This is a genomic window from Halobaculum rubrum, assembly GCF_019880225.1.
Taxonomy (GTDB): Archaea; Halobacteriota; Halobacteria; order Halobacteriales; family Haloferacaceae; genus Halobaculum; species Halobaculum rubrum.
The window spans coordinates 1766736-1791911 of record NZ_CP082284.1 but is presented as its reverse complement, the minus strand read 5'-3'; the positions used below and the strand labels follow the sequence as shown (position 1 = coordinate 1791911).

At 70.7% G+C, this 25176-nt stretch carries 25 protein-coding genes; 14 read left to right on the top strand and 11 right to left on the bottom strand.

From position 1 onward, the window contains the following. Window positions 1-121 precede the first annotated feature (121 nt). Window positions 122-1171 (top strand): thiamine pyrophosphate-dependent enzyme, encoded by a 1050-nt coding sequence (locus K6T25_RS09295; RefSeq protein ID WP_222917970.1) that lies wholly within the window; start codon window positions 122-124, stop codon window positions 1169-1171. A gap of 34 nt (window positions 1172-1205) precedes the next feature. Here K6T25_RS09295 and K6T25_RS09290 read toward each other — a convergent pair whose 3' ends face one another. Then, window positions 1206-1442: an Lrp/AsnC family transcriptional regulator gene (locus tag K6T25_RS09290; RefSeq protein ID WP_222913452.1), complete on the bottom strand. Its 237-nt coding sequence runs from the start codon at window positions 1440-1442 to the stop codon at window positions 1206-1208. Window positions 1443-1524: 82 nt separating this feature from the next. Here K6T25_RS09290 and K6T25_RS09285 point away from each other — a divergent pair, with 82 nt between their 5' ends. Together K6T25_RS09285 and K6T25_RS09280 are read left to right on the top strand one after the other, a co-directional pair. Further along, entirely contained in the window at window positions 1525-2229 is a 705-nt protein-coding gene (locus K6T25_RS09285) for a potassium channel family protein (protein WP_222913450.1), read from the top strand. Next, window positions 2230-2460 carry an Lrp/AsnC family transcriptional regulator gene (locus K6T25_RS09280; protein ID WP_222913449.1) on the top strand — a complete coding sequence of 77 codons (231 nt, stop codon included), beginning with the start codon at window positions 2230-2232 and terminating at the stop codon, window positions 2458-2460. Window positions 2461-2499: 39 nt separating this feature from the next. Here the strand turns inward: K6T25_RS09280 and K6T25_RS09275 are convergent, their stop codons facing one another. Beyond that, window positions 2500-3087 (bottom strand): DUF5813 family protein, encoded by a 588-nt coding sequence (locus K6T25_RS09275; protein WP_222913446.1) that lies wholly within the window; start codon window positions 3085-3087, stop codon window positions 2500-2502. A gap of 159 nt (window positions 3088-3246) precedes the next feature. Between K6T25_RS09275 and K6T25_RS09270 the strand changes: the two genes are divergently transcribed. Continuing rightward, window positions 3247-4500, top strand: a complete 1254-nt coding sequence (locus K6T25_RS09270; protein WP_222913445.1) for a carboxylate--amine ligase — start codon at window positions 3247-3249, stop codon at window positions 4498-4500. 117 nt (window positions 4501-4617) lie between these two features. On the opposite strand, the gene K6T25_RS09265 is transcribed toward K6T25_RS09270, so the two are convergent. Next, the gene (locus K6T25_RS09265; RefSeq protein WP_222913443.1) at window positions 4618-5523 is read right to left on the bottom strand and encodes a Vms1/Ankzf1 family peptidyl-tRNA hydrolase; all 906 of its coding nucleotides are present in this window, start codon (window positions 5521-5523) and stop codon (window positions 4618-4620) included. 128 nt (window positions 5524-5651) lie between these two features. Beyond that, on the bottom strand, window positions 5652-6026 hold the full coding sequence (locus tag K6T25_RS09260; protein WP_222917969.1) for a DUF5802 family protein: 375 nt from the start codon (window positions 6024-6026) through the stop codon (window positions 5652-5654). Between the two features lie 196 nt (window positions 6027-6222). On the opposite strand from K6T25_RS09260, the gene K6T25_RS09255 reads away from it, so the two are divergent. Beyond that, window positions 6223-7029, top strand: coding sequence for an aldo/keto reductase (locus K6T25_RS09255; protein WP_222913441.1), 807 nt, complete (start codon window positions 6223-6225; stop codon window positions 7027-7029). A gap of 62 nt (window positions 7030-7091) precedes the next feature. On the opposite strand, the gene ppc is transcribed toward K6T25_RS09255, so the two are convergent. Beyond that, window positions 7092-9794, bottom strand: coding sequence for a phosphoenolpyruvate carboxylase (gene ppc / locus K6T25_RS09250; RefSeq protein WP_222913440.1), 2703 nt, complete (start codon window positions 9792-9794; stop codon window positions 7092-7094). A gap of 427 nt (window positions 9795-10221) precedes the next feature. Between ppc and K6T25_RS09245 the strand changes: the two genes are divergently transcribed. From K6T25_RS09245 to K6T25_RS09215, 7 genes are all read left to right on the top strand, one after another. Then, entirely contained in the window at window positions 10222-11112 is an 891-nt protein-coding gene (locus K6T25_RS09245) for a Rieske (2Fe-2S) protein (RefSeq protein ID WP_222913438.1), read from the top strand. Window positions 11113-11223: 111 nt separating this feature from the next. After that, a complete protein-coding gene (locus tag K6T25_RS09240) occupies window positions 11224-11610 on the top strand; it encodes a DUF8113 family protein (protein WP_425600865.1) in 387 nt (128 codons plus the stop codon). A gap of 159 nt (window positions 11611-11769) precedes the next feature. Further along, window positions 11770-12762: an anthranilate phosphoribosyltransferase gene (gene trpD / locus K6T25_RS09235; protein WP_345778233.1), complete on the top strand. Its 993-nt coding sequence runs from the start codon at window positions 11770-11772 to the stop codon at window positions 12760-12762. Further along, window positions 12762-13421 carry a phosphoribosylanthranilate isomerase gene (locus K6T25_RS09230; RefSeq protein ID WP_222913435.1) on the top strand — a complete coding sequence of 220 codons (660 nt, stop codon included), beginning with the start codon at window positions 12762-12764 and terminating at the stop codon, window positions 13419-13421. Before trpD ends, K6T25_RS09230 begins: the two co-directional genes overlap by 1 nt. Then, a complete protein-coding gene (gene trpE, locus K6T25_RS09225; protein WP_222913433.1) occupies window positions 13418-15232 on the top strand; it encodes an anthranilate synthase component I in 1815 nt (604 codons plus the stop codon). The genes K6T25_RS09230 and trpE overlap by 4 nt, the downstream gene beginning before the upstream one ends. Beyond that, window positions 15229-15822 carry an anthranilate synthase component II gene (gene trpG, locus K6T25_RS09220; protein WP_222913432.1) on the top strand — a complete coding sequence of 198 codons (594 nt, stop codon included), beginning with the start codon at window positions 15229-15231 and terminating at the stop codon, window positions 15820-15822. The genes trpE and trpG overlap by 4 nt, the downstream gene beginning before the upstream one ends. A 55-nt stretch (window positions 15823-15877) precedes the next feature. Further along, window positions 15878-17179, top strand: coding sequence for a hypothetical protein (locus tag K6T25_RS09215; RefSeq protein WP_222913430.1), 1302 nt, complete (start codon window positions 15878-15880; stop codon window positions 17177-17179). Window positions 17180-17199: 20 nt separating this feature from the next. Here K6T25_RS09215 and K6T25_RS09210 read toward each other — a convergent pair whose 3' ends face one another. Further along, on the bottom strand, window positions 17200-17751 hold the full coding sequence (locus K6T25_RS09210) for a peptidylprolyl isomerase (protein ID WP_222913429.1): 552 nt from the start codon (window positions 17749-17751) through the stop codon (window positions 17200-17202). Between the two features lie 146 nt (window positions 17752-17897). Between K6T25_RS09210 and K6T25_RS09205 the strand changes: the two genes are divergently transcribed. Continuing rightward, complete coding sequence (locus K6T25_RS09205; protein WP_222913427.1) at window positions 17898-18947, top strand: succinylglutamate desuccinylase/aspartoacylase family protein; 1050 nt, start codon at window positions 17898-17900, stop codon at window positions 18945-18947. Window positions 18948-18970: 23 nt separating this feature from the next. Here K6T25_RS09205 and K6T25_RS09200 read toward each other — a convergent pair whose 3' ends face one another. Together K6T25_RS09200 and K6T25_RS09195 are read right to left on the bottom strand one after the other, a co-directional pair. Continuing rightward, window positions 18971-19495: a hypothetical protein gene (locus K6T25_RS09200; RefSeq protein WP_222913426.1), complete on the bottom strand. Its 525-nt coding sequence runs from the start codon at window positions 19493-19495 to the stop codon at window positions 18971-18973. A 269-nt stretch (window positions 19496-19764) separates the two neighbouring features. Then, on the bottom strand, window positions 19765-20874 hold the full coding sequence (locus K6T25_RS09195) for an anthranilate phosphoribosyltransferase (protein ID WP_222913424.1): 1110 nt from the start codon (window positions 20872-20874) through the stop codon (window positions 19765-19767). 106 nt (window positions 20875-20980) lie between these two features. On the opposite strand from K6T25_RS09195, the gene ahbB reads away from it, so the two are divergent. After that, on the top strand, window positions 20981-22051 hold the full coding sequence (gene ahbB, locus K6T25_RS09190; protein ID WP_222913422.1) for a siroheme decarboxylase subunit beta: 1071 nt from the start codon (window positions 20981-20983) through the stop codon (window positions 22049-22051). Window positions 22052-22110: 59 nt separating this feature from the next. On the opposite strand, the gene K6T25_RS09185 is transcribed toward ahbB, so the two are convergent. The 3 genes from K6T25_RS09185 to K6T25_RS09175 all read right to left on the bottom strand — a co-directional run bounded on the left by K6T25_RS09185 (window position 22111) and on the right by K6T25_RS09175 (window position 25067). Beyond that, window positions 22111-22881, bottom strand: coding sequence for a class I SAM-dependent methyltransferase (locus K6T25_RS09185; protein WP_222913420.1), 771 nt, complete (start codon window positions 22879-22881; stop codon window positions 22111-22113). A gap of 111 nt (window positions 22882-22992) precedes the next feature. Continuing rightward, window positions 22993-24048, bottom strand: a complete 1056-nt coding sequence (locus tag K6T25_RS09180; protein ID WP_222913418.1) for a dipeptide epimerase — start codon at window positions 24046-24048, stop codon at window positions 22993-22995. After that, on the bottom strand, window positions 24045-25067 hold the full coding sequence (locus tag K6T25_RS09175) for an N-acetyltransferase DgcN family protein (RefSeq protein ID WP_222913416.1): 1023 nt from the start codon (window positions 25065-25067) through the stop codon (window positions 24045-24047). Before K6T25_RS09175 ends, K6T25_RS09180 begins: the two co-directional genes overlap by 4 nt. Between the last annotated feature and the right edge of the window lie 109 nt (window positions 25068-25176).

Here is a 25176-nt window from a genome sequence, read left to right as displayed (position 1 = left end):
TTAGGGGTCGGGCGCTCTTTGGCCTGTCGGGGGCGGCGAGTCGCCGCCTGGCGGTCGAGACGCCGCCGTCCCGCCGCAATTTATGCCGGATGCCGCGACAAGTGGAGCCATGAGCGACGACGTGACGCGGATCGTCGGGACGCGCGACCTCGACGAAACCCGCTTCGACGCCGAGGACGCCCGCGCGGCACTGCGCGACATCGTCCGCACCCGCCGGTTCGACGAGCGCGCGCTCGCCCTCCAGCGGCGCGGGTGGATGAGCGGCTACCCGCCGTTCGAGGGCCAGGAGGCCGCGCAGGTCGGCGCCGCCCACGCGATGGCGCCCGAGGATCACCTGTTCCCCACCTACCGGTCGAACGCCCTCCAGATAGCCCGCGGCGTCCCGATGAGCGACATCCTGCTGTTTCGGCGCGGCTTCCCCGAGTACCACTCCGACCACGACGTCCCCGTCTTCCCGCAGGCGGTACCCATCGCCAGCCAGATCCCGCACGCCGCCGGCGCGGGGATGGCGGCGACCTACGCGGACGAGGACTGGGCGAGTCTGGTCTGCTTCGGCGACGGCGCGACCTCGGAGGGCGACTTCCACGAGGGGCTGAACTTCGCGGGCGTGTTCGACGCCCCGACCGTCTTCTTCTGTGAGAACAACGGTTGGGCCATCTCGCTGCCCCGCGAGCGGCAGACCGCCAGCGAGTCGATCGCGGTCAAGGCCGACGCCTACGGCATCGAGGGCGTCCGGGTCGACGGCAACGACCCGCTCGCCACGCGGGCGGTCGTCGAGAACGCGCTGGAGCGCGCCCGCGACGGCGACCCGGTGCTCGTGGAGGCGCTCACCTACCGACGGGGCGCCCACACCACCGCCGACGACCCGAGCCAGTACCGCGACGGCGACCCGGACCTGCCGGCGTGGCGCGTGCGCGACCCGCTCGACCGGTTCGCCGAGTGGTGCCGCGAGCAGGGGATCGTCGACGACGGCTTCCTCGAGGAAGTCACCGACGCGGCGAACGACGAACTCGGCGAGGCCGTCGAGACCGCCGAGTCGGTGCCGCGACCGGAGCCGGAGGACATGTTCGACTCGCTGTCCGAGGATCTCCCCGCGGACGTGCGTCGACAGCGCGAGGCTGCCCGCGCGGTCGCCGACGAGCACCCCGAGACGTACGAGCTGGATCGATAGCCCACGCCCGCTCGGTTCCTCCAGGTTCGGCCGCTCACTCCGTCATCGACACGTACGTCCGCGTGTCGATGACACCGTCGACGCCGCGGACCGCGTCGGCGACGGTGTCGAGCACGGTGTACATGTCGGGCGCGTCGACCTCCGCGACCACGTCGAAGTCGCCCGCGACGACGTGCGCCTCCGTCACGGTCTCGACCCCGGAGATCGCGTCGGCGACGGCCGACGTGTCCGCGTCCCCGCTCACCTTCACCATCACGAACGCGTGAACCATAGTGTGTGAACATGTACCACAGTAAAAAGCGTTCCTGCGATCCGGAGGTAGCGTTATATTGCCCCGTGGTAATTGATAGCACATGCGTTTCATTGTCATCGGAGGGGGCCGCGTCGGTCTGCGCACGGCGCGGGTGCTCCACGAGGAGGGCCACGACGTGACGGTCGTCGAGCGCGACGCCGATCGGGCGGACCGAGCCCGCGCCGGCGGCTTCAGCGTCGTCGAGGGCGACGGCTCGCGCGAGGACGTGCTGGCGAAGGCGGCCGTCGAGCGTGCGGACGCCGTCGGAGCGCTGACGAGCGACCTGAACGCGAACTTCGCGGCGTGCATGATCGCGAAGCACCACGGCTGCCGCACCGTGATGCGTATCGACGAGGACTACCGCGAGGAGATCTACCGGAAGTACGCCGACGAGGTCGACGAGATCATCTACCCCGAGCGGCTGGGCGCCATCGGCGCGAAGAACGCGTTGCTGGGCGGCAACATCCAGGCGATCGCCGACATCGCCGAACACCTCCAAGTGCTGCTGTTCACGATCCCCGAGGAGTCGCCGATGCGCGGATACACGCTCTCGGAGGTCGAGTTGCCCGCGAACGCGCGGCTGCTGGCGTTCGGCAAACGCGACGAGCCGATGGGGATCCCGCTGCCTGACAACTCGCTGGAGACGGGTGACCGCGTCGCCGTCCTCGCGGACTTCGACGTGCTCGACGACGTGCGGAGGCTGTTGGTCGGCGACGACGCCGGCGAGACGCTCGCCTCGGCCGCGAGCGCGGGGGGTGGTGCCTGAATGGTCGTCGCGTACGTGATGGTGAAGGCCGCCTCCGGCGACGCCGACCGCATCCGCGAGTCCATCCTCGATCTCGACGGCGTCGCCGAGGCGCACATCGTCGCCGGCGACATGGACTTCGTCGTCAAGGTCGACGTGGACGAGCCGGCCGACGTGAAGCTCGTCGCCGCCGATGGGATCCAAGGGATCTCCGGTGTAGAGACCACACAGACGTACATCGCGATGGGGTGACGGTCGGGAACCGGACCGGCAGAACGTTTCCGAACCGCCTCAGAACACGCCGTCGCCCTCGTCGCCGCCGGCCGCACGCGCGCTGCTGATGAGCCCCGTCACGGGCTCGCCGTACTCGTACCCCGGTATCACGCCTTGGACGTACGTCCCCTCGACGAAGTCGACGATCGCGACCGCGTCGTTCAGGCCGCGGCGCTCGTTCACGTCCCGGATCGACTCCGTAACCGTCACCTCGTCGCCGTCGCGCTCGACGGCCGGATCGAGATCGTGGCCGGCGGCGGTCACGTCGCCGACGGACACGATCCGGCGCTCGAAGGTGTCGAGCCAGCCGTCCTCGACCACGTCGGCGACCTCGTCCTCGGCGACGGCCGAGAGAGTCGGCACGGAGACGGTCACGTCGAACTCGACGCGGCCGTCGTCGGCCTCGGCGACGGCGAGCACGGCGTCGAACGGCGTGGAGGTGACCGCGAGCGTGCCGTCCGGGCCGTCGTCGTCGACGGCGTCGTGATCGCGGGCGGCGCGTCGGACGCGTCGGGAGAGGGCGGGGTCGTCAGTGCCGTCGTCGTCGATATCGGCGTCGCCTCCGGAGTCGCCGTCGGCCGGGGACCCGTCGTCGGTGTCGCTCATGCCCGTTCGGAGGGTCGGCGCTCGGATAAGCGGCGCGCTCGCGACACCGGACCGGCGTCGCCGCGTCCGAACGACGGTGGAACCGACGGACCGTCGCCGGCGCCGGCAGTCGACGCCGCCGAACGGGGGCCTTTAGCCTGCTCGCTCGAACGGCCGCGCATGGCCGACACCGTTCACGACACCGACGCGCTCGTCGCGGCGCTGGCGGACGCCGACTTCGACCGCCCGCCGGCGCTGGTTGCCAACGCGCACATCACCGGGGTGAGCGTCGCCCGCGCGCTCTCGGCACACGACGTGCCCGTGATCGCGCTGGATCGCACCGACACCGGACTCGCGCCGCCCTCCGAGGCGGTGGACCACGCCGGGCAGGTCACCTACCCGCTGGACGACGCCGACGGCTTCCGCGCGGACGTCGAGCGGGTCGCCGACGCCCTCGATCACGACCCGGTCGCGTTCGCCTGCATGGACGAGTGGGTTCGCGGGTTCGCCGAGACGGAGCCCGCGGGCGTCCGCCTGCCGTTCTCGGATCTCGCGGGCGTCGAGCGTGTGCTCGACAAGGCGAACCTCTACGCGCTGTGTGAGGACCTCGGGGTGCCGTACCCCGAGACGTACGAGGTGGGCGAGCACGGAGTTGAGGCGGTCATCGAGGCGCTCTCGTTCCCGTTCGTCGTCAAGCCCGCGCACAAGCGGAAGTTCGAGGAGGCGTTCGGAACCAACGTCATCGAGGTGGCCGACCGCGGGGAGTTCGCGGACGTGGTCGCCGAGGCCGAAGAGTACGACGCGACGGTGCTCGCGCAGGAGAAGGTGAACGTCGAGGTGGGGCGGGACACCTCGCTCGCGAGCTACATGCCGCCGGAGTCCGCCGACCGCGACCCGGTCGCGGTCGTCGGCAACGCCGCCGTCCGGTTCCCCGCGTTCGGGACCTCCTGTCTGGTCGAGCGTATCGAGGAGCCCGCCGTCCGCGAGCACGCCCTCGCGGTGCTGGAGGAGACGGGGTACCACGGCATCAGCGAGTCGGAGTTCGTGTACGACGCCGACCGCGAGGAGTACGTGCTGCTCGACGTGAACACGCGGCCGTGGAAGTGGATCTCCATGCCCGTCGCCGCCGGGGCGAACCTCCCGATGGCCGCCTACGCCGACGCCGTCGACGACGCGGAGTACGAGGCCGAGACGGCGGTCGACGGCCCGCAGGACGCGCGCTGGACGTACCTCCCGGACTACATACAGCGGTGCCTCACCGACGAGGCGTTCTGGGACGTGCTCTCCGACGACGACTGGGCGAGCCTGTTCTCCGGCGAGTTCGAGCGCGAGGGGGAGCTGACGACCGGGCTGTACCGCCCGAGCGACCCGGCGCCCGCGGTGAAGTACCTCACCGGGGAGTTCACCGATCGAGAGTACTACTGTTCCTGTTGAGTCGGCGAGATCAGAACGTCCGCAGGGGCTTCCGCGGCGGTCTCCACGTCAGTCAGGAACCCCGTCTCCGATCCGACTACGACGGCACCGACCACGAACCCGACCGATCTGCCCGACTCAGATCAGCCGCAGCCGAACCGTCCAGAACTCCGCGAACGCCTCCTCCAGCGCCGCCTCCGGCTTCCCGGTCGCGTCGCTCGACGCCGTCCGGTCGGCGTTCCCCTCCAGCCGGTTCACCACGCCGCGATCGCCCACCAACACCACCCGATCCAGATCCGCGGGCAGTTCCGCAAGCGCCTCCCGACACTCGTCGAGGTGCTCGTCGATCTGCTCCTCGCGGAGCCGCTCGTAGCGCGCCTGCGAGAAGCCACCCTTGTCGTGCTCGTCCATCACGTCCGTCCGGACCGTCCGCAGGTCGACGCGCTCGTCGCCCTCGTACACCCCGAGCCCGAACGTGTCCGAGCGGACGAGCCCGAACGCGAACCGTCCCGTCGGGCGGAACCACGCGTCATCGACACGGAAGCCGTCCGTCCACTCGCAGAACGGCTCGGGGTCGAGCGCCGGCGCGAGCGCGCACGATACCACCCCCGCGTCGTCCGCGTACACGAGCGTCGGCGCGGCCCGGCGCACGAGCGACGCGCGGTCGCCGAGCGCCGCCGCGACCGGGTCGGGCACGTCGCCGTCGTCGGCGACGAACGCCGAGAGCGCGCCCTCCGGCTCGGTTTCGAGGCTTCGAAGCCGCGAGAGCACCTCGTCGCGGCGGCCGGGGCGAAGCGTCTCGACGCGGCGGAAGTCGACGGACCGCTCGGCGTCCTCCGCGGCCGCGCGCTCCAGCCGGTCCTCCAGCTCCGTCACCCGCGTCTCCAGCTCGTTGACGCGCTTCTCGGCCGCCTGCCGCTTGCGTGCGGCCTCGCCGCGGCGCCGCTCCTCGGCCTCCATGCGCGCGACCGCGTCGTCGCGCTCCCCCTCCAACTCGGCGATGCGCTCCTTCAGGCGCCTCCTGCCGAGGAGTCGATCGATCATACGCGAGACGGCGCACTCCGGGGCAAAAACGGTGCGGGGATCGGCCGGCGACGCTGGTGACGAGGAGCGTTGCTGCATCCTCGCCGGACGCCGCCGCTGCGCGCGACTCGCCGCTCAGGCGTTAGCGCTCAGGCGTACTCCGCGGGGTCGCCGGTGTCGCCCTCCCAGCCGGTGAACCGGATCAGGTCGCGGGCGCGCTCGGCGTTGGCGAGGAACACCTCGCTGCGGCCCGGCAGCCGGAACTCGAGGTCCTCCGGCACCGCGTCCTCGGGCAGCGCGAGCGTTCCGGAGGGGACGTCCTCGTCCCCGACGACCGGGAAGTGCGTGGTCCCGACCTTCATCACGAGCGGGTTATCGAGTCGGGTGATCCCCTCCTCGTCGCCGTACAGCTGTTCGTTCACGTGCTCGTGATCCGCCCGTTTGATCGCCGCCGCGCCGTCGCTTCCGCTGGGCTGCACGTACAGTTCGCCCAGGTAGTAGCCGTGTGAGAACCGTTCGAACATGCGGTACATCAGCTACGCGTCCGCCTATCATGTTAAGCGTTAGCACGAACCATTAAGTCGGACCACATTCCGAGCGGCCCCGATCCTCGGCGGTCGAACATCGGCGGGTCAGGATGGAGGCGCGGTCCGCCGCCCGCGAGCCGGCGGCGCGTGCCGCCACCGACGCCTTGAGGGACGCCGGTCCGAACTGTCGGATATGTCCGACTTCCAGCGGTTCGGTCTCGGAACGTACCAGCTCACCGGCCCGCAGTGCGTCGAGAGCGTCGCGACCGCCGTCGAGGCGGGCTACGACGCGATCGACACCGCGCAGGGCTACCAGAACGAGGCGCTCGTCCGAGCGGGGATCGAGGCCGCCGGCCGCGACCCCGAGGAGCTGTTCGTCGCCACGAAGCTCACGACGGACAACCTGAGCTACGACGACGCCTACGACACCGCCCACGAGTCCGCCGCGCGCCTCGGCGTCGACTCCATCGACCTGCTGTACGTCCACTGGCCGATCAACAGCTACGACGCCCCCGAGACGGCCCGCGCGCTGAACGACCTCGTCGCCGAGGGCACCGTCGACCGCGTCGGTCTCTCGAACTTCCGCCCCGACCAACTGGACGAGGCGCGCGAGCACCTCGACGTGGACATCTTCGCTCACCAGGTCGAGTGCCACCCGATGCTCCAGCAGGACGAACTCCGCGAGTACGCCCGCGAGGACGGCCACTGGCTCGTCGCCTACTGTCCTATCGCGCGCAATCAGGTCGCCGAGATCGACGGGATCGTCGAGATCGCCGAGGCCCACGACGCCACGCCCGCGCAGGTGTCGATCGCGTGGCTGCTCGCCCACGACGAGCTCGCGGCCATCCCGAAGGCGACCGGCGAGGACCACATCCGCGACAACCTCGCGGCGACGGAACTGGAGCTGACCGAGGAGGAGGTCGCGACCATCGACGACCTCGACGAGGAGCACCGCATCGTCGACTTCGAGGAGGCGCCCTGGAACCAGGTCGACGCCTGAGCGGTTGATACGACCGTCCTCCGTCGATCCACCCCTGCCGACATCCGCAGTCGGTGCTTCCCCTACCCCGTGTTCTTCATCCCGGCCGCGATGCCTTTCACCGTGAGTCGCAGCGTGCGTTCCTCGGCCTCGGTCAGGTGGGTCCGCGAGAGCAGGTCCACCTGCAGGAGATTCAGCGGGTCGACGTAGGGGTTGCGACGCTGGAGACTCTCGGAGAGCCACTCGCGACGGACCAACTCGTCGTGGCCGGTTATCTCCCGGACCAGTTCGACCGCGCGCTCGTACTCGTCTTCGATCCGCGGGAAGAACTCCTCGCGGAGGTGCTCGGGCGCGAGGTCGGCGTACTCGGCGGCGATCTCCAGCTCCGTGCGCGCCAGCGACAGCGCGATGTGGTCGATCGTCGTCCGGAAGAACGGCCACTCCTCGTACATCTCCCGGAGCGTGTCGATGTCGCCGCCGGCGTCCAGATACGCGTCCAGCCCCGAGGCCGACGAGAACCAGCCGGGGAGGATGGCGCGGCTCTGGGTCCACGAGAACACCCACGGGATCGCGCGCAGGTCCTCGACGGTGCGCTCGCCCGACCGGGAGGCCGGCCGCGAGCCCATGTTGAGGTCCTCGATGACGGTGATCGGCGTCGCCGTCTCGAAGAACTCGACGAAGCCGTCGGTCTCAAGCAGGTCCTGATACGCCTCGCGGGCGCCCTCGCCGGCGGCGTCCATCGCCGCCTCCCATTCCTCGTGGACCGCCTGTGCGTTCCCCTGAAGCGCCCGGAGGCGGGCACGGACCTGCGCGTCGAGCATCTGTTCCAGTTCGCGCTCGGCGACGCGGGGGTTGGCGAACTTCTCGGCGATCGCCTCGCCCTGCTCGGTGAACTTGATCTCGCCGGTCGCCGTCTCGGGCGGCAGCGCGAGCATCGCCTCGTTCATCGGGCCGCCGCCGCGAGAGATGGAGCCGCCGCGGCCGTGGAACAGGCGAAGCTCGACGCCCAGATCGTCGGCGACCTCCGCGAGGCGGCGGGCGTTCCGGTGGAGGTCCCACGCGGCCGCCAGCGGGCCGTTCTCCTTGTTGGAGTCGGAGTAGCCGAGCATCACCTCCTGGAGGTTGCCGCGAACGTCGAGCGCCGCGCCGTATGCGTCGTTGTGCACGAGCGTGTCGAAGATGTCCCGGGCGTTCGCCAGCGCCGACGCCGTCTCCAGCAGCGGCACCACGTCGAGCCCGCAGTGGTCCGGGAGATCGACGACCCCCGACAGGTCGGCGAGGTACAGCACTTCGAGGACGTGCGACGGCTCCTCGGTCATCGAGATGCAGTAGGCGTCGATCGCCTCCTCGCCGTACTCGCGGTGCCAGTCGGCCAGCGCGCGGAACCGGCGGCAGACTCGCTCGCTCGTCTCCGAGAGCTCGTCGGTGGCGTCGAGACTGCCGATGGAGTCGTCGACGACCGACTCCGTGAGGACGGCGACGCGCTCGTCCTCGTCCATCGCCTCGTACTCGAGGCCCTCGCGCGCGAGCACGTCCGCGACCGCCTCGGTGTGGTTCTCGCGGTGATCGCGCAGGTCCAGCGCCGCAAGCGAGAAACCGAACGTCTCGACGCGTCGTACCAGCGGGTCCACCCGCTCTGCGGCGGTCGTCCCGTGGCCGTTCGCGCGGAGGTCGGCCGCGAGCGCCCGCAGCGAGGCGACGAGCTCGTCGGGGTCGTCGTAGCCGCCGGGGCGAAGATCGTCGACCCGCTCGACGCGGGCACGGATCGCCGTCACCGCGCGGCGGTACGGCTCCTCGGGGTACCGCTCGTCGGCGTCGCCGGCGACCACCGGCACCGCCTCGCGGTCGGCGGCGACGCGCGCCTCGAACTCGTCGATGTGATCGAGCCGCTCGCCCTCGTGGCTGAGCGCGCCCCGCACGTCGGTCAAGGCGTCGACGTAGCGGTCGAGTACGGCCTCGCGCTGCGCCTCCAGCGTCTCGCTCGTCACCTCCGGCGTGACGAAGGGGTTGCCGTCGCGGTCGGAGCCCGCCCACGACCGGAAGTCGAGGGTACCCGCCGCGTCGGCCGTGTCGCTCGCGTCCAGATCCGGGTGCGCCTCGACCACGCGGTCGGTCAGCGCGGCCTCGGCCTCGGCGGCCACGTCGAACAGGGTGTTCTCCAGGTACCAGCGCACGTCGCGCGCCTCGTCGGTCGGCGTGGGTCGCCGCGGGCGGACCTGTCGCGTCGACCACAAGGTCTCGACCTCCGACTCCAGATCGCGATCGTGTTGGTCGAGCTCGGCGTCCGTGAGGCGCCGCTCGTCCAGGTCGCGAAGGATCTCCGCGACCCGGCGGAGCTTCGCCTTGACCGTCTTGCGGCGCGCCTCCGTCGGGTGGGCGGTGAACGTCGGCACGACGCGGACGTCCTCCAGTACCTGTTGGGCGGTGTCGGCGTCGACGTCGGCGAGTGCCTCGGCGGTGCGGTCGAGCCCGTCGCCCAGGTCGCCCTCCGCGCGGCCCCGGCGGATCGCGCGGACCCGCTCGCGCTCCTCGGCGACGTTGACCAGTTCGAAGTACGCCGCGTACGCCCGTGCGACGGTGCGTGTCGTCTCCGGGTCCAACCCGGAGAGCCGCTCGCGGACCGGACCACGCGACGGCGCGGCGCCGCGGCGGTAGTCGATCGAGGCGCGGCGAACCTCCTCGACGGCGTCGAACGCGTCCCTCGACGTCTGCCGCTCGAGCACCTCGCCGAGCAGCGCGGCCAGCTCGCGGATGTCGCGACCGACATCCCGCGCATCGAATGACATACACTCACATGGACGGGGAGACGGAACAACCCTCCCGATAGGGGTAATATTGCGAGAGTTTCCTTCACGATCGAGTAAATCACTGGAGTCGACTCGGCCGACGCTTCGCTTGACGGCGAGCGATTCGAAGGCCCCCCGGGTGGCTGTCTCGCCCGGAGGAGTGTGGACACGGAACCGGCGACCCGAGTCGGCGCGACGCGGTCGCCGTCGAGTCGGTGCATCCGCCGGGGCAAGAACCTCGCTATGATCGGTATGGAGCGCTCCCGAGTGGTCCGTACCCGTCAGTGTCGGAGCGTGGCCGCGGTTGCGGGGTTGCGGCGAGTCGACGGGGGTGACCGCTTCCAGCGACGTGCGACGAGAATCGACGGAAGACGGCCGGATTTACCCTTTCGTCAGGCTTTTGCGTGGTGGCTACCGAGGGAACGTCATGAGCGCAGACGACGACAAGTACCCCGGCGAGTCCGGCCGTCGCCGGTTCGTCAAGGGCGTCGTTGGCGGAGCGGCCCTCGCGGGCGTCGGGGCCACCGGGTCGGCTGCCGTCAACAGCCTCACTACCTCCCCGGGGGCTGGTGGGGGTACTACCCAGGCGATGGCGATCGAGAACACCGCGGGGCCGGCGCCGCGCGGCATGCCGCAGGTCCCCGTCGAGATCCAAAACGACGGGACGATCAAGGGGGTCTGGCCGGAGGTGTCCCAGCAGACGGTGCAGGGGCGAACCATCGACGTCGCCGAGATGGAACTCGGCGGCAAGACGTACTCCTCGGAGTGGTACCAGTTCTGCGGGGTCGAGACCTACGAGGGCATCCAGCCGAACTACGAGTCGGACAACGTGTTCTACATCGGCGGTTCGCCCGGCTTCGAGTGGCAGAACGAGTTCGATGCGGGCACGGCCATGAACGTCGACATGTTCGAGGACTACGAGACGTGGGGCAACGGTGTCGGCGTCGACGGCCTCGGCAAGCCCGGGACCGGGAACTGGCGCTCGCAGGACACCGAGGACACGATCCCGGTGAACGTCCTCCGTTCGCCGGTCATCGAGGAGCTCGCCGCCAACGGCGAGGCGCAGGCCCCCGACCAGGACGAGCCGTACACGGTCACGGACGACGTGCAGACGTGGCTTCAGGCGTCGACCTCCCAGGGCGTGATGGCCTGGCTCAACAAGTGTACGCACTTCTGTTGCGTCCCCGGCTTCAAGGCGGAGGGCGGCGCGAAGTTCAACGCGGCCAACGAGGTGTACTGTCCGTGTCACCAGTCCGTCTACGAGCCGTTCAGCATCGTCCCGACGCTGTTCACCGCGCGCCCGCGGCCGGACGGATAGCTGCCGGCGGCTCCTCCTCGAATCGACGGTCCTCGATCCGCGTTCGTGACCGCAGCTCATGCCGCCGGGTACACCCGACGGTTTTTCGGTCCGCTCCCCGACTCGACAGTCGTGAGCGAGGACAGCGACGAGCCGACCGACCGCGACGACGGGAGCGACGCGACGACGGACGGTCCGCACACGGGAGACGTGACGAACGGTGACTCCGCGTTCGAGCGGGAGCTGACCGGGGCGCGGGCGCTGCTCGACGACGCCGACGGCGACGATATCACCGCGATCCACGTCGGCGTGGTCCGCGGCGATCAGGTGAACTCGACGGCCGCCCGCCGTAGCGAGGGCGACCGGGCGGGCCTGGAGACGCTGACGCTGCTGGCGTCACACCTCCGCACCGTCGCCGACGAGGCGGGCGTCGACTACGAGGTCGTCGCCGCCGACGCCGCCAGACTGGCCGGCGAGGTCGAGACCCTTCCGACGGACCGACCGGACGCCGACGAGTAGCGCGGCCGCGGCGCCGACGCCCCGACGCTCCCCGGAGCACCACGGCAGAGAGCGACCGCCACGTCGGTCCCCCGGCAGCGTCGCCCGCGACAGCCTTATTGCGATGCACACTTTCGTACATCGTACGACCAACACCGACACCGGTGATATACAATGAGTATACAGGACCACATCGAACGCGTGACCGAGGGGGGAGACCTGACCGTCGAGGAGGCGCGTGCGGCGTCGACGGCGGTGTTCGAGGGAGCGACCGAGGCGCAGATCGGCGCGTTGCTGGCGGCGCTTCGCGCGAAAGGCGAGACGGAGGCGGAGATCGCCGGGTTCGCGCAGGGGATGCGCGAGGCCGCCCGGACGATCGACCCCGACCGGGAGCCGCTCGTCGACACCTGCGGCACCGGCGGCGACGACCACGACACGATCAACGTCTCGACCACGTCGGCGATCGTCGCCGCCGGCGCGGGCGTCACCGTCGCCAAACACGGCAACTACTCGGTGTCGTCGTCGTCGGGCTCCGCGGACGTGCTGGAGGTGGCGGGCGTCGAGGTCGACGCCGAGCCGCCGGCCGTCGAGGCGGCCATCGAGCGCGACGGGATCGGCTTCATGCTCGCGACGGTGTTCCACCCCGCGATGAAGGCGGTCATCGGTCCCCGCAAGGAACTGGGAATGCGCACGATATTCAACGTCCTCGGACCGCTGACGAACCCGGCGGGCGCGGACGCGCAGGTGCTCGGCGTCTACAGTGACGACCTCGTGCCCGTGATCGCCGAGTCGCTCACCCACATGGACGTCGAGCGCGCGCTCGTCGTCCACGGCGACGGCATGGACGAGATCGCCCTCCACGGGCCGACGACGGTCGCCGAGGTCGACGGCGACGAGGTCACCGAGTTCACCCTCACCCCCGACGACCTCGGCCTCGACCGCGCTCCCGTGGCCGACATCGCCGGCGGCACGCCCGAGAAGAACGCCGAGGACCTGACGGGGATCGTCCGCGGCGACGTGACCGGCCCGAAGCGCGACGTGATCCTCGCGAACGCGGGCGCCGCGATCTACGTCGCCGGCCTCGCCGAGTCGATCGAGGAGGGCGTCGCCGTCGCCGCGAACGCGATCGACGAGGGCGACGCCGCCGAGACCTTCGAGGCGCTGCGGAGCTGATGGTCCGCGTGAAGATCTGCGGCGTGACCAACGGCGCCGACCTCCGCGCGGTCGCCGACGCCGGCGCCGACGCGGTCGGCGTCATCTCGGAGGTGTCCGTCGACACGCCCCGCGAGGTCGACCTCGCGCAGGCGGCGGAGCTGACCTCGACGGCGCCGCCGTTCCTCACGACGGTGCTCGTGACGATGCCCGAGACGCCCGAGGACGCCGTCGACGCGGTTCGCACGGTGACGCCGGACGTGGTCCAGCTCCACGGGGAGTTCTCGCCCGACGAGATCGGCTACATCCGCGCCGAAACCGAGGCGAAGGTGACCCCAGTCGTCGACTACGACGAGCCCGAACGGGCGCGGGAACTGGACGAGGCCGCCGACGCGCTGCTTGTCGACTCCACCGGCGACGACGGCGGCGGCGGCACCGGGGAGACGGGCGACTGGGAGGCGGCCGCGGAACTGCGCCGCGAACTCGTCTCCCCGGTCGTGCTCGCGGGAGGGCTCACCCCCGAGAACGTCGCCGACGCGGCCGCGACGGTCGAGCCGTTCGCCGTCGACGTTGCCAGCGGCGTCGAGCGTTCCCCCGGAGCGAAGGACCACGCCGCGGTCTCCCGGTTCGTCCGCAACGCCGGGCGCGCGCTCGGCGAGGCCGAGGAGGTGTACGAGTGACTCGCGAGGGCGAACGGAGTGAGCCCTCGACGCGAACGGGGCGCGACGCGACGCGTGAGCAGGGCGACCCGCGAGACGGTGGAGCGACCCGCGAGCGCGGCGGCTCCCCGCTCTCGCGCTCGCGCGATGCGTTCGTCGACCTCGTCGACGGCGTCGACGGGCCGTGCGTGGTCCACGCGACCGCCGAACTGGATACCGACGTGGAGCCGCTGACCGCGTACGCCGCGCTCGCGGACCGGTCGGACCACTCGTTCCTGCTGGAGAGCGCCGAGAAGGTCGCCTCCAGCGACCCCGACGGCGCGTTCGCGCCGAGCTCGCGCGGCCGCGGCGCCACCCGAAGTCACGGCTCGGACACGAGAAGCGACCGCGGCGCCGACGGCACCGCCGATCGCCACGCGCGCTACTCGTTCGTCGGCTACGACCCCGAGGCGGTGATCGCGGTCGGCCCGGACGGAACCGACCTGGAGCGGTTGGGGCCGGCCGCCGACTACGTCGACGTTTGCGGTCCCGACGCCGGCGACGCCGTCGACCGCGTGCGCGCGGCCCTCCCGGACGTGGAACGCGTGGGGTTCCCCGACAACGACCGGCAGACGCTCGACGGAGGACTCGTGGGCTTTCTCGCGTACGACGCGGTGTACGACCTGTGGCTGGCGGAGGTCGGCGTCGACCGCCCCGACCCCGTGGTACCGGACGCGGAGTTCGTGCTCACGACGCGGACGCTCGCGTTCGACGACCGCGAGGGGAGCGTCTCGCTGGTGTTCACTCCGATCGTCGGTCCCGACGACGACGCCGGCGCGGTGTACGACCGTCTCGCCGCCGAGGCCGCCGACGTGGCGGCGACGCTGCGCGACGCCGACCCGCCCGAGGCGGACGGCGTCCGCGTCGACCGCGAGACCGCCGGTCCGCGCGAGGAGTACGAGGACGCCGTCAGCGGGACGAAGGAGGCCGTCCTCGACGGCGAGGTGTACCAGGGCGTCGTCTCCCGGACGCGGACGCTGGAGGGCGAGGTCGACGACCTCGGCCTGTACGCGTCGCTTCGGGCGGTGAACCCCTCGCCGTACATGTACCTGCTGCGCCACGGCGACCGCTCGGTGATCGGCGCCTCCCCGGAGACGCTCGTCTCCGTCGACGGCGACCGCGTCGTCTCCAACCCGATCGCGGGCACGATCCGCCGGGGCGGCTCGCCCGTCGAGGACCGACGGCTCGCGGGCGAACTGCTCGCGGACGGGAAGGAACGCGCCGAGCACACCATGCTCGTCGACCTGGCGCGCAACGACGTGCGCCGGGTGAGCGAGGCCGGGAGCGTCCGCGTCGAGGAGTTCATGAACGTCCTGAAGTACAGCCACGTCCAGCACATCGAGTCGACCGTGACCGGCACGCTCGCGAGCGACGCGGACGCCTTCGACGCGACGCGGGCGACGTTCCCCGCGGGCACGCTGACGGGCGCGCCGAAGGTGCGCGCGATGGAGCTCATCGACGATCTGGAACTGGAGCCGCGGGGCGTGTACGGCGGCGGCGTCGGCTACTACTCGTGGACCGACGACGCCGACTTCGCCATCGTGATCCGGACGGCGACGGTGGAACACGGCGACACGGATTCGCTCACCGTCCGCGCCGGCGCCGGCGTCGTCGCCGACTCCGACCCCGCCAGCGAGTACGAGGAGACCGAACAGAAGATGGCGGGCGTGCTCGACGCCGTCGACCGGATACGGATCGACACGGAGGCCACCACGGACGACTCGGCCGGCCCGGACGACCCGGGTGGCCCGGACGACTCGGACACCCCCGATACGCCGGAGGTGGAGAGGTGAACGTCACCGTCGTCGACAACTACGACTCGTTCACGTACAACCTCGTGGAGTACGTCTCGGACCTCCGGATCGACGGCGAGTCGCCGGACATCACGGTGCTGAAGAACGCCGCGACGCTTGCGGAAGTGCGCGACACCGACCCCGACGCGCTCCTCATCTCGCCGGGACCGGGCCACCCGAAGAACGACCGCGACGTGGGTGTGACGATGGCCGTGCTCCGGGAACTGTCTCCCGAGGTTCCCACCCTCGGCGTCTGCCTCGGCCTGGAAGCGGCCGTTTACGAGTACGGCGGCGCCGTCGGCCACGCGCCCGAGCCGATCCACGGGAAGGCGTTCCCCATCGATCACGACGGCGAGGGCGTGTTCGCCGGCCTGGAGCAGGGCTTCCGGGCGGGTCGCTACCACTCGCTGATCGCCACCGAGGTGCCCGATTGCTTCGTCGTGACGGCGACGACCGACCACGAGGGCGAGGAGCTGGTGATGGGTGTGCGCCACCGCGAGCATCCGATCGAGGCGGTGCAGTTCCACCCGGAGTCGGTGCTGACTGCGGTCGGCCACGACGTGATCGAGAACTTCCTGCGCGGCGTGTAGGCCGAGCGCGTCCGACACGACAAAACCTTTCAGCTGACGGTGGGCACTACGCGGTATGGTCCCCGACCTCCCCTCTCCGAGCAGACGCGCCCTCCTCGCGGGCACCGGCGTCGCGCTCGCCGGCGCCACCGTCGGCGTCGGTGCGATCGAGCCGACCGCCCTGCCCGATCCCGTGACCGACCAGGCGTCGAAGTGGCTGCCGGACCCGACCGACCACCGCTGGCACCCGCCGGTGAGCGAGGCGCACGCCCGCGACGCCGTCGAGCGACTGGCCGCCGAGGTCGAGCGCGGCCGCGACCTGTGGGACGAACTGGACACCGACGAGCGGTTCGGCGGCGCCGGCGGCTGGCTGGAGAGCGCCCGCGAGTCGCTCCGAGCGGACGAGTACCGCGAGGCGACGTTCTACGCCACCGGCGGGATGCAGTTCGCGGCCGAGGAGGTCGGTATCGCGCTCCACCGACTCGACCGGCCCGGCGGCGACCCCGAACACCTCGCCGAGCGCGGCGAGTCGATCCGCGAGCGCGCGGAGCGGCTCCTCGACGGGATCGACGGGTATCGCGTCGTCGACCCCGGCCGCGACCTCGGCTGGTACCACGAGATCGAGCGGCGGATCCGGCTCGTTCGGCTGGACGCCCACGAGCGCGATCCGGACCGCGACCGGGCGTACGACGCCCGCGATATCGGGTCGATCCACGCCGGCAACCGGCAGGCCGCCCAGCGCGTCCGCGACGCCAAACACTACCGCGATCGGCTGGAGGCGCTCGTCGGCGACGACGGCGGCGACGGTACCTCCTGGGCGGACCGGATCGAGCGGCTCGACGGGCGGTTCCGCGCGGCGATCGACGAGTTCCCGAGCCGGGGTGATCTGCGCGCGGAGATCGAAGCGATCGAGGACGAACACGGGCCCGGTCCGTACTACACCGCCCGCTGGAAGCTCGCGATGTGGTGTTACGACGCCGACTACCTCGTCGCCGACTGGGACGAGGACCTCGGTCTTGTGAACGCCGTCGCGGCCGGACAGGCGCTCGCACAGCGGCGCGCCCACGACCGCGCGGTCGACGCGCTCGTAATGGACCCCGGCGGCCCCCGGTCGTTCGACTCGGGCCACGTCGTCCGCGAGAAGCGCGCGGCGATGAAGCGGTTCCGACGCGTCGTCGGGGAGTCTCCCTCACCGTTGCTGTCGATCCTGACCGAACGGGCCGGCGAGGACATCGACGTGGCAGAGGTCGGTTTTTCGGGAAGCTACGAGCGGCCGATCTGGCGCGACCGCGTCGACGCCTACTGCTACGCGCTGATCGGTCGGATGAAACTCAAGGAGTATCCGCAGGTGTACGAGCGGTTCGTCGCCGCGAAGTGAGTCGCGTGGTCGGGGCCGTCCTACCGGTCGATCGTGACGCCCTCGATCGTCACGTCCTCGCGGGGCTCGTCGTTGCGCCCGGTCGGCAGCGAGCCGATCTCCTCGACCACGTCCATCCCGTCGACGACCTCGCCGAAGACGGCGTGCTTGCCGTCGAGGTGGGGCTGGGCCGCCAGCGTGATGAAGAACTGCGAGCCGTTCGTGTTCGGGCCCGAATTGGCCATCGAGAGAACGCCGGGGCCGTCGTGGGTGAGGTCGTCGTGGAACTCGTCGTCGAACTCGTAGCCGGGGCCGCCGCGGCCCGTGCCGGTCGGGTCGCCGCCCTGGATCATGAAGTCGGAGATGATCCGGTGGAAGACGACGCCCTCGAACAGCGAGTCGCCGCGGATCTCGCCCGACTCGGGGTCCTCCCACGTCGTCGTCCCGACGGCCGGCTCCTCGCCGGCGGCGGGGTCGTGCTCCGCGAGGTTGAGGAAGTTCTCGACCGTCCGGGGCGCGCGGTCGGCGTACAGTTCGATCTCGATGTCGCCGTGGTTCGTGTGCAGCGTGACGTGCGGCAGGTCGTCGCTCATACTACCTCTCAAACCGCCGAGGGGGGAAAGTCGTTCGACTTCGGCGTCGGCGGTCGGATCGGCGTCCGTTCGACGGATCGCCGTTCGATCGGCGTTCACGGGCCGGCGAGCCACAGCTACAAGCCGCCGGCCGCGGAAGTCCCGCCATGGCCGACCACGAAGCCGAGCGCGTCACGCTCGCGCGCCTCCCCTCGGGCGTCGCCATCGAAACGACCGTCCACACGTACGCACCCGAGGACGAGCCCGGCGACGACGCCCCGACCGTCTACGTGCAGGCGGCCCAGCACGGCCGCGAGATCAACGGCGCCGCGGTGTGTCGCCGGCTCCACGACGAACTCGTCGACGCCGACCTCTCGGGGGCCGTCCACGTCGTTCCGGTCGCGGACCCGCTCACGTTCGACACCGTCTCCTACACCACGCCGGAGGCGTACGACTCGGTGAACCCGAACATGAACCGCTGTTGGCCCGGCGATCCCGACGGCAGCCTCCACGAACGCATGGCCGCGACGCTGTGGGCGTATGCCGGCGACGCCGACTTCATCGTCGACCTGCACACTGGGAGCCGAGACATGCTCACCCACACGGTGTACCTCCGGGGCGATGCGGAGTGTCGTGCCCTCGCGGAGGCGTTCGGCACGGATCTCCTGCTCGCGGAGACCGCAGGCGAGGACGCCGACGAGGAGTGGGCGAGCCGAAACTTCGGGGGGAAGCTCCGCGTCGCCGCGACGCGGGAGGGGATCCCGAGCATTACCCCCGAACTCGCGCACAACAAGGAGCTCGTCGACGACGCGATCGAGACCGGCGTCGACGGCACGAAGCGCGCGCTCCGCCACGCCGGCGTCCTCGACGACGCGGAGGCGAGCGAAGCGAGTCGAGGCTCGTCGGACCGATCCGACGGAGGGGAGGACGGTCCGGCGTGGGACGGTACCCGCGCACGCAACCACCTCGGGCGGGTGACCGCGGACGCGTCCGGGCTGTTCCGCGCGGCCGCCGACCTCGCCGTCGGCGACGAGGTCGTCGAGGGGAAGTACGTCGGCGAGGTGTACGACCCGACGACCTACGAGGTGTTGCAGGAGGCGACCGCCGACCGCTCGGGCGTCGTCTACTCGGTCGCCCGCGAGGCGACCGTCACCGCGGGCCAGACGCTCGTCGGCATCGCCATCAGGCTCGACGACGAGGAGCGGGAGATCGAGTGAGGCGTGGCCGGCGGTCGGAGTTCTCACCCGCCGACGGCGACGCCCGACGCCTCGCCGTCCCCCCGCTTCAACAGAACGAGCGTGAAGCCGCCGGCGGCGACGCCGAGCAGCGTCATGTAGCCGAGGAAGCCGACGTACCACTCCACGCCCAGCACCCCGGGCGTCCAGCCGATGAGCGCCGGCAGCGACGCGCCGGCGGCCTGGGTGACGAGCGCGACGACGAGCGCGGCCATCCAGCCGCCGATGAGGAGGCGACACACCTCCCGCCACGACGCCACGGAGGCTCCCTTCGCGAGCAGACCGCCGACGCCCACCGGGACGTACAGGAACGCGAACCCGAGCGCGAGCGGGAGCGTGGCTGCCTCCGGCGGCAGGCCGAAGCCCGCGCCGACGCCGGTGAAGACGGCGACGAGCGCGAGCATCGCACCGAGCGCACGGTCGTGGCCGATCAGCCGTCCGAGGACGTACGTCGAGAGCGCGAGCAGGACGACCACGGCGCTGGCCGCGAGGAAAAACAGCTGGTACAGGCTCGCCGGTCCCACCGCCATACTGCGTGGACGGGTGCGGGCGCGGTACAAAAGCGTGTCCCGCCGCGTCTCAGCCGTGAGAACCGATGAGCGACGCTCGGCGGCGGGCGGTTTCGCTCGCTCGACCGCACTGTTCGTGGGCGGAGCGGCACGAAGACCGCTCCGCCGTTCTTCCGCGGTTGCGCTCGCTTCGCTCGCTCGACCGCACACTGTTCGTGGGCGGAGCGGCACGAAGACCGCTCCGCCGTTCTTCCGCGGTTGCGCTCGCTTCGCTCGCGCAACCGCGCGCCTCAGAACGCGCGGATATCGTCGAGCACCGCCGCCGCGGAACCGTCGTCGATGGCGGCCCGGGCCGCCTCCAGCCCCTCCTCGATGCTGTCGACGTCGTCGCGCGCGTAGATCCGGAACGCCGCGTTGAGCGCGACCGCGTCGCGCCAGTGATCGTCGCGCTCGCCCGTGACGACCTCCTCGGTGAGCGCTGCCGAGTCGACGGCGACGTCGTCGACCTCCAGGTCCGCCTCCTCGAAGTCCATGCCGTACTCGGGCGTCTCGATCTCGTAGTCGGTGAACGAGTCGCTCTCGCTCCCGTCTTCGCCGGTGGCATCGCTCCCTGCGTTCCATTCAGCCACTTTGGTGTAGCCGGGGCGGATGTCGTCGTACCCCTCCATCCCCTGGAACATGATGACGCGGTCGAGGTCGTGGAACTCGCTCTCGGCGAAGGTGTCGACCACCTTCTTCGCGAACGCGAGGTGGTAAAAGGAGCCGAGGTGCGTCGAGGCGCCCGCGGGGTTGGCGAGCGTCTCGATCGTGTTGACGAACGACCGGACGCCCATCATGTCGCGGCGCTCCCACAGGTCGTCGATCGCGGGGTTGAACGCCGGCTGATAGTAGAACCCGAACCCGGTCTCGTCGACCATCTCGGCGGACTCCGCGAGGTCGATCGCCGTCCGAACGCCGAGTTCGTCGAGGACGTGCTTGTAGGCGTCCTGCTTCTGGGTGGGCACACGGTCGCCCGAGTGGACCACCACGGGCGTGCCGGCGCCGGCGGCCACGATGCCCGCGGCGGCGCCGAGGATCGCCGTCTCGCCTTTCCCGTCGTAGTTTGCGCCGCAGTCGACGGGGTCGGCGTCGGGTTCGACGTACTCGACGCGCGAGCACATCTCGTCGACGTACGCGGCCAGTTCCTCGGGGTTGTTGCGCTTCCAGCGGTTCGCCAGCCAGAAAGCCCCCAGCGTCGTGTGGTCGGGTTCGCCCGCGAAGATCCGGCGCATGGCCTCGGTCGCCTGCGCGCGGGTCATGTCGTCGGCCGACTTCGGGCCGGAGCCACAGACCTCGGTCATGAGCCGCTTGAGCGGCCACTCGCCGAACGTCTCGTCCTCCTCGGTGGTCGCCTTCGCCATGTCCGAACACACGGGCGTTCGGCGCAAAAACCACCCGGTTGCTCGAAGGCCGCACGGGACGGCCGCGAGCGAAACCGGTAGGTGCCGCCGGTCCCTACGACGGCCAATGAGTGGCGCCGAGGGCGATGGCGCGGAGGCGGACCCGGCCGACGACTGGCGCGCCGGTCTCGACGACGTCGACGCGCGACTGATCGACGACTACCAGAGCGGCTTCCCCGTCGCCGAGCGGCCGTTCCGGATCGTCGGCGAGGAACTCGGGATCGACGAAGAGGAGGCGCTCGATCGGGTGAAACGGCTCCGCGAGCGCGGCGTGTTCCGGCGGTTCGGCGCGGTGCTCAACCCGCCGGTGATCGGCTCGTCGACGCTGGCGGCCGTCTCGGCGCCCGAGGACCGCTTCGAGGAGGTCGCGGAGACGATCAACGGCTACCGCCAGGTGAACCACAACTACCGCCGCGACCACGAGTGGAACCAGTGGTTCGTCGTCACCGCCGCCAGCCGGGAGACGCGCGACCGGATCCTCGCGGAGATCGAGGATCGAACCGGCCGCGAGGTGCTGAACCTCCCGATGCTGACGGACTACTACATCGACCTGGAGTTTCCCGTCTGGAACGACGACGCGTTCGCGAGAGAATCGCTGGAGTCGACGGACGCCGGGGCGACCCGGATCTCCGAGAACGCGACCGGCGACCTCTCGGAGTTGGACCGGGCACTGCTCGTCGAGATCCAGGACGGGTTCCCGCTGTCGGCGACGCCGTACCGCGCCGTGGCGGAGGCGGTCGACGCCGACGTGTCGGACGTGCTCGCGGCGATCGAGCGCCTGCTGGCGGACGGCTGCATCAAGCGCGTCGGCTGCGTCGTCAACCATATCGTCACCGGCTTCCGGAACAACTGCATGGTCGTGTGGAACGTGCCGGACGACCGGCTGGACGAACTGGGGGAGTCCGTGGGCGAACTCCCGTACGTGACGCTGTGTTACCATCGGCCGCGCCGGCCCGAGCGGGACTGGGAGTACAACCTCTTCACCATGGTCCACGGCCGCGAGGCCGACGCCGTCGACGCCAAGATCGACGAACTCGCCGCCGACCACCTCCCGTTCGACCACGAGCGGCTCTACTCGACGGCGACGCTGAAGCAGACCGGCGCGCAGTACGAGGAACTGGTCGGCGACGGGGCGTAGGTTTCGAGGGCCCTCATAGCCGCTATCTCTCACGGCCACGGCGACGGTGGCCGTGCGGGTCAGCGTGCGACCGCCCGGAACCGCACGCTGCGCGGCACTTCCCACAGCACGTCGGGGCGGTCGCTCTCCGCGGGATCGGTGTCCGCGACCGGGTCGTTCACGTGTTCCAGCATCCGTGTGACCTCGAACCCGGCGTCGCGGAGCGCGTTGTACACGTCGGCGACCGTGCGGTCGAACACGACCAGCGTCGACTCGTACCCCTCGTCGACCGTGACCTCGCGCGGCCCGGGGTCGAGGTAGTTCCCCTCCAGCGTCCGCGACTCCGCGTCGAGCGCCTCGTACAGCGGATGCGGGAGGCCGAGCACGAACACGCCGCCGTCGCGGAGGACGCGACGGACCTCGGCGAGCGCCCGGTCGAGGTCCGGCACCATCTGGAACGCCGCCTCCGAGGAGGCCAGATCGAAGGCGTCGTCCGGCAGCGGGAGGTCGGTCACGTCGCCCTGCACGAACCGGGCGTCGACGCCGTAGAAGTCGCGCAGGCGCCGGGCGTGCCGGAGTTGCTCGCGGGAGAAGTCGACACCAACGACCGTGTCGGCGCCGAGTCGGGCGGTGCCGACGCTCCCTTGGCCGCCGCCACAACCGAGTTCGACGTAGTCCGTTTCCTCGACCGAATCGAGCGGGTCGGGACGCATCCCGCCCGGCCGGTCGGTGTCGAACGGCGACGGCGCGGGCGGCAACTCCCCCTCGGCGGCGTTCGCGTTCCAGTACGACTGGAAGGTGTCGCTCCACTCGTCCCACAACCGGCGGTTCTCCCGCCGCGGGTCGGTCATACGGGAAGTCTCCCAGCAAATAGTATCAGCCTTCGGCCGGCACGCGACTGCGCTACACGGAGCCAGTCAGTTCGATCGCTCGCTCTCGCTTCGCTCCCGTCGGGCGCTCACTCATTCGACCGCACCCGTCCCGGGCCGGTCGACCGCCGCCAGATCGATCCGCCCCTCCGGCATCGGCACGCCATCGAACGGGTCCGCGCCGTCCGCGAGCAACAGACTCCCGTCGAGGTCGGCGTAGTCGAGCAACGGCCCGAGGTGACAGCCGGCGGCGATGGCGGCGTTCGACTCGACCATGCAGCCGAGCATGACTTCGAGCCCGTGCGCACGGGCCGCGTGGATCATCCGTTTGGCCTCCAGCAGGCCGCCACATTTCATCAGCTTCAGGTTCGCGATGTCGCACCGGTCCGCGATCTGCGGGATGTCCGCGAGCGTGACGCACGACTCATCCGCGGCGATCGGGAGGACCGAGCGCTCGAAGGCGTCCTTCAGCCCCGCCGGGTCGCTCGCGGGGATCGGCTGCTCGATGAACTCGACGCCCAGATCCGCGAGCCACTCGCTCTTGCGGGCGGTCTCGCGGGGCGTCCACGCCTCGTTGGCGTCGACGCGGAGGGTCGCGTCGGGCGCCTCCTCACGGACCGCCTCCACGACTTCGCGGTCGCGGTCGGTGCCGAGTTTTAGCTTGAGCGTCGAGTGGCCCGTCTCGACGGCGGTCGCCGTCTTCTCGCGCATCACGTCGGTGTCGTCGATCCCGATGGTGTAGGACGTGTCCGGCGTGTCCGCCGAGTTCAGCCCCCACAGACGGTACAGTGGAGCGCCGAGCCGTTTCGCCGCCAGATCGTGGAGCGCGATGCTCACCGCACACCTGGCGGCGGGGTTGTCGGCGACGACCGCCTCCATGCGCTCCTCGATCTCCGCGATGGCGTGGGGGTCGCCGACGGTCTCGACCTCGGCGAGCAGGTCCGGCAGCACCGCGACGACCGTGTCCGCGGTCTCGCCGTAGTGGGCCGAGGGGGCGGCCGCGCCGACGCCGATCATGCCATCCTCGTCCTCGATGCGGACGAGCACGTTCTCGGCTGCGGTGGTGGTCCCCCGGGAGATGGTGAAGTCGTGTTCCAGCGGGAGCGAGACGCGCTCGAAGGAGGCAGAGAGCGAGGGGGACGACGTCATCGGATCGCCTCCACGACCGCCTCGGCGCCGAACCGGATGAGGTCCGTCGCGGGCGCGTCGATCGCGTCGGCGAACTCGTCGACCGCGTCCCGGGCGGCGGTATCGTCCGCGAGGTCGGCGGTGTTGAGCGCGCCGGCGACGACCTCGCTTTCGTGGACGGGCGCCGAAAGCGACTCGTAGAGGTCGACGTACTCCTCGATCGGCGGGAGTGCAGTGTCCTCGTAGCCGTGGATCGCCTCGCGCCCGGCGGCGTGACACAGAACCAGTTCGTCGGCCATCGCGCCGTGGAGGATGCCGCAGGTGACCGCCGAGTAGGCGGGGTGGACGATGCTTCCCTGGCCCTCGACGACGAGCAAGTCGTGCTCGTCGCCCTTCTCGAGGATCATCTCCTCGACGGCGCCGGCGGTGAAGTCCGAGACGACGCGATCGACGGGGTTGCCCCACCCCTCGATCATGATCCCGGTCTGGCCGGTCGGGATCGCACAGGCGTCGATCCCGGCCTCGCGGGCGGCCTCGACGATCTCCATCGTCGCGGTCATCTTGCCGACCGAGCAGTCGGTCCCGACGGTCAGGACCACGTCCGCGCTCACCTCGTCAGAGCGTCCCCCTGCGACGGTGAGGTCGTCGTGGGGCCTCCGGACGTCCCGGAGGTCGACGCCGTGTTCGGCCGCGAGTTCGGCGAACTCGTCGTCGTCGTTGAGGAAGTAGTGAAGGCCCGATATCACGTCGCAGCCGGCCTCGATGGCCGCGCGCACGTCCGGACGCCACGACTCGTCGAAGCCGCCGCCGATGGGCGCGATTCCGACGATCAGCGCGTCCACGTCGCCGGGCACGTCGGCGAACGACTCGACGATCGGTGCATCGGGCACGTCCGGCAGGTGATCGGCGACGTGCTCGCCGGCGCGGTCGCGGTCGAGGACCCCGGCGACCTCGTAGTCGGCGTAGCGGATGATCCCGTTGGCGGTCTTCGAGCGGTCCGGAAACTTCTCGTGAGCGAGGACAGCGACGCGGTCGTACATGAACGCAGATGTGCGACCGCGGGTGATAAATCGGACCCACGCGGTCGGATCGGCCGGATTCTGTGGATGCGTCGTATCCCTCGCAGAGAACGGGACAGCGGCGGCCACA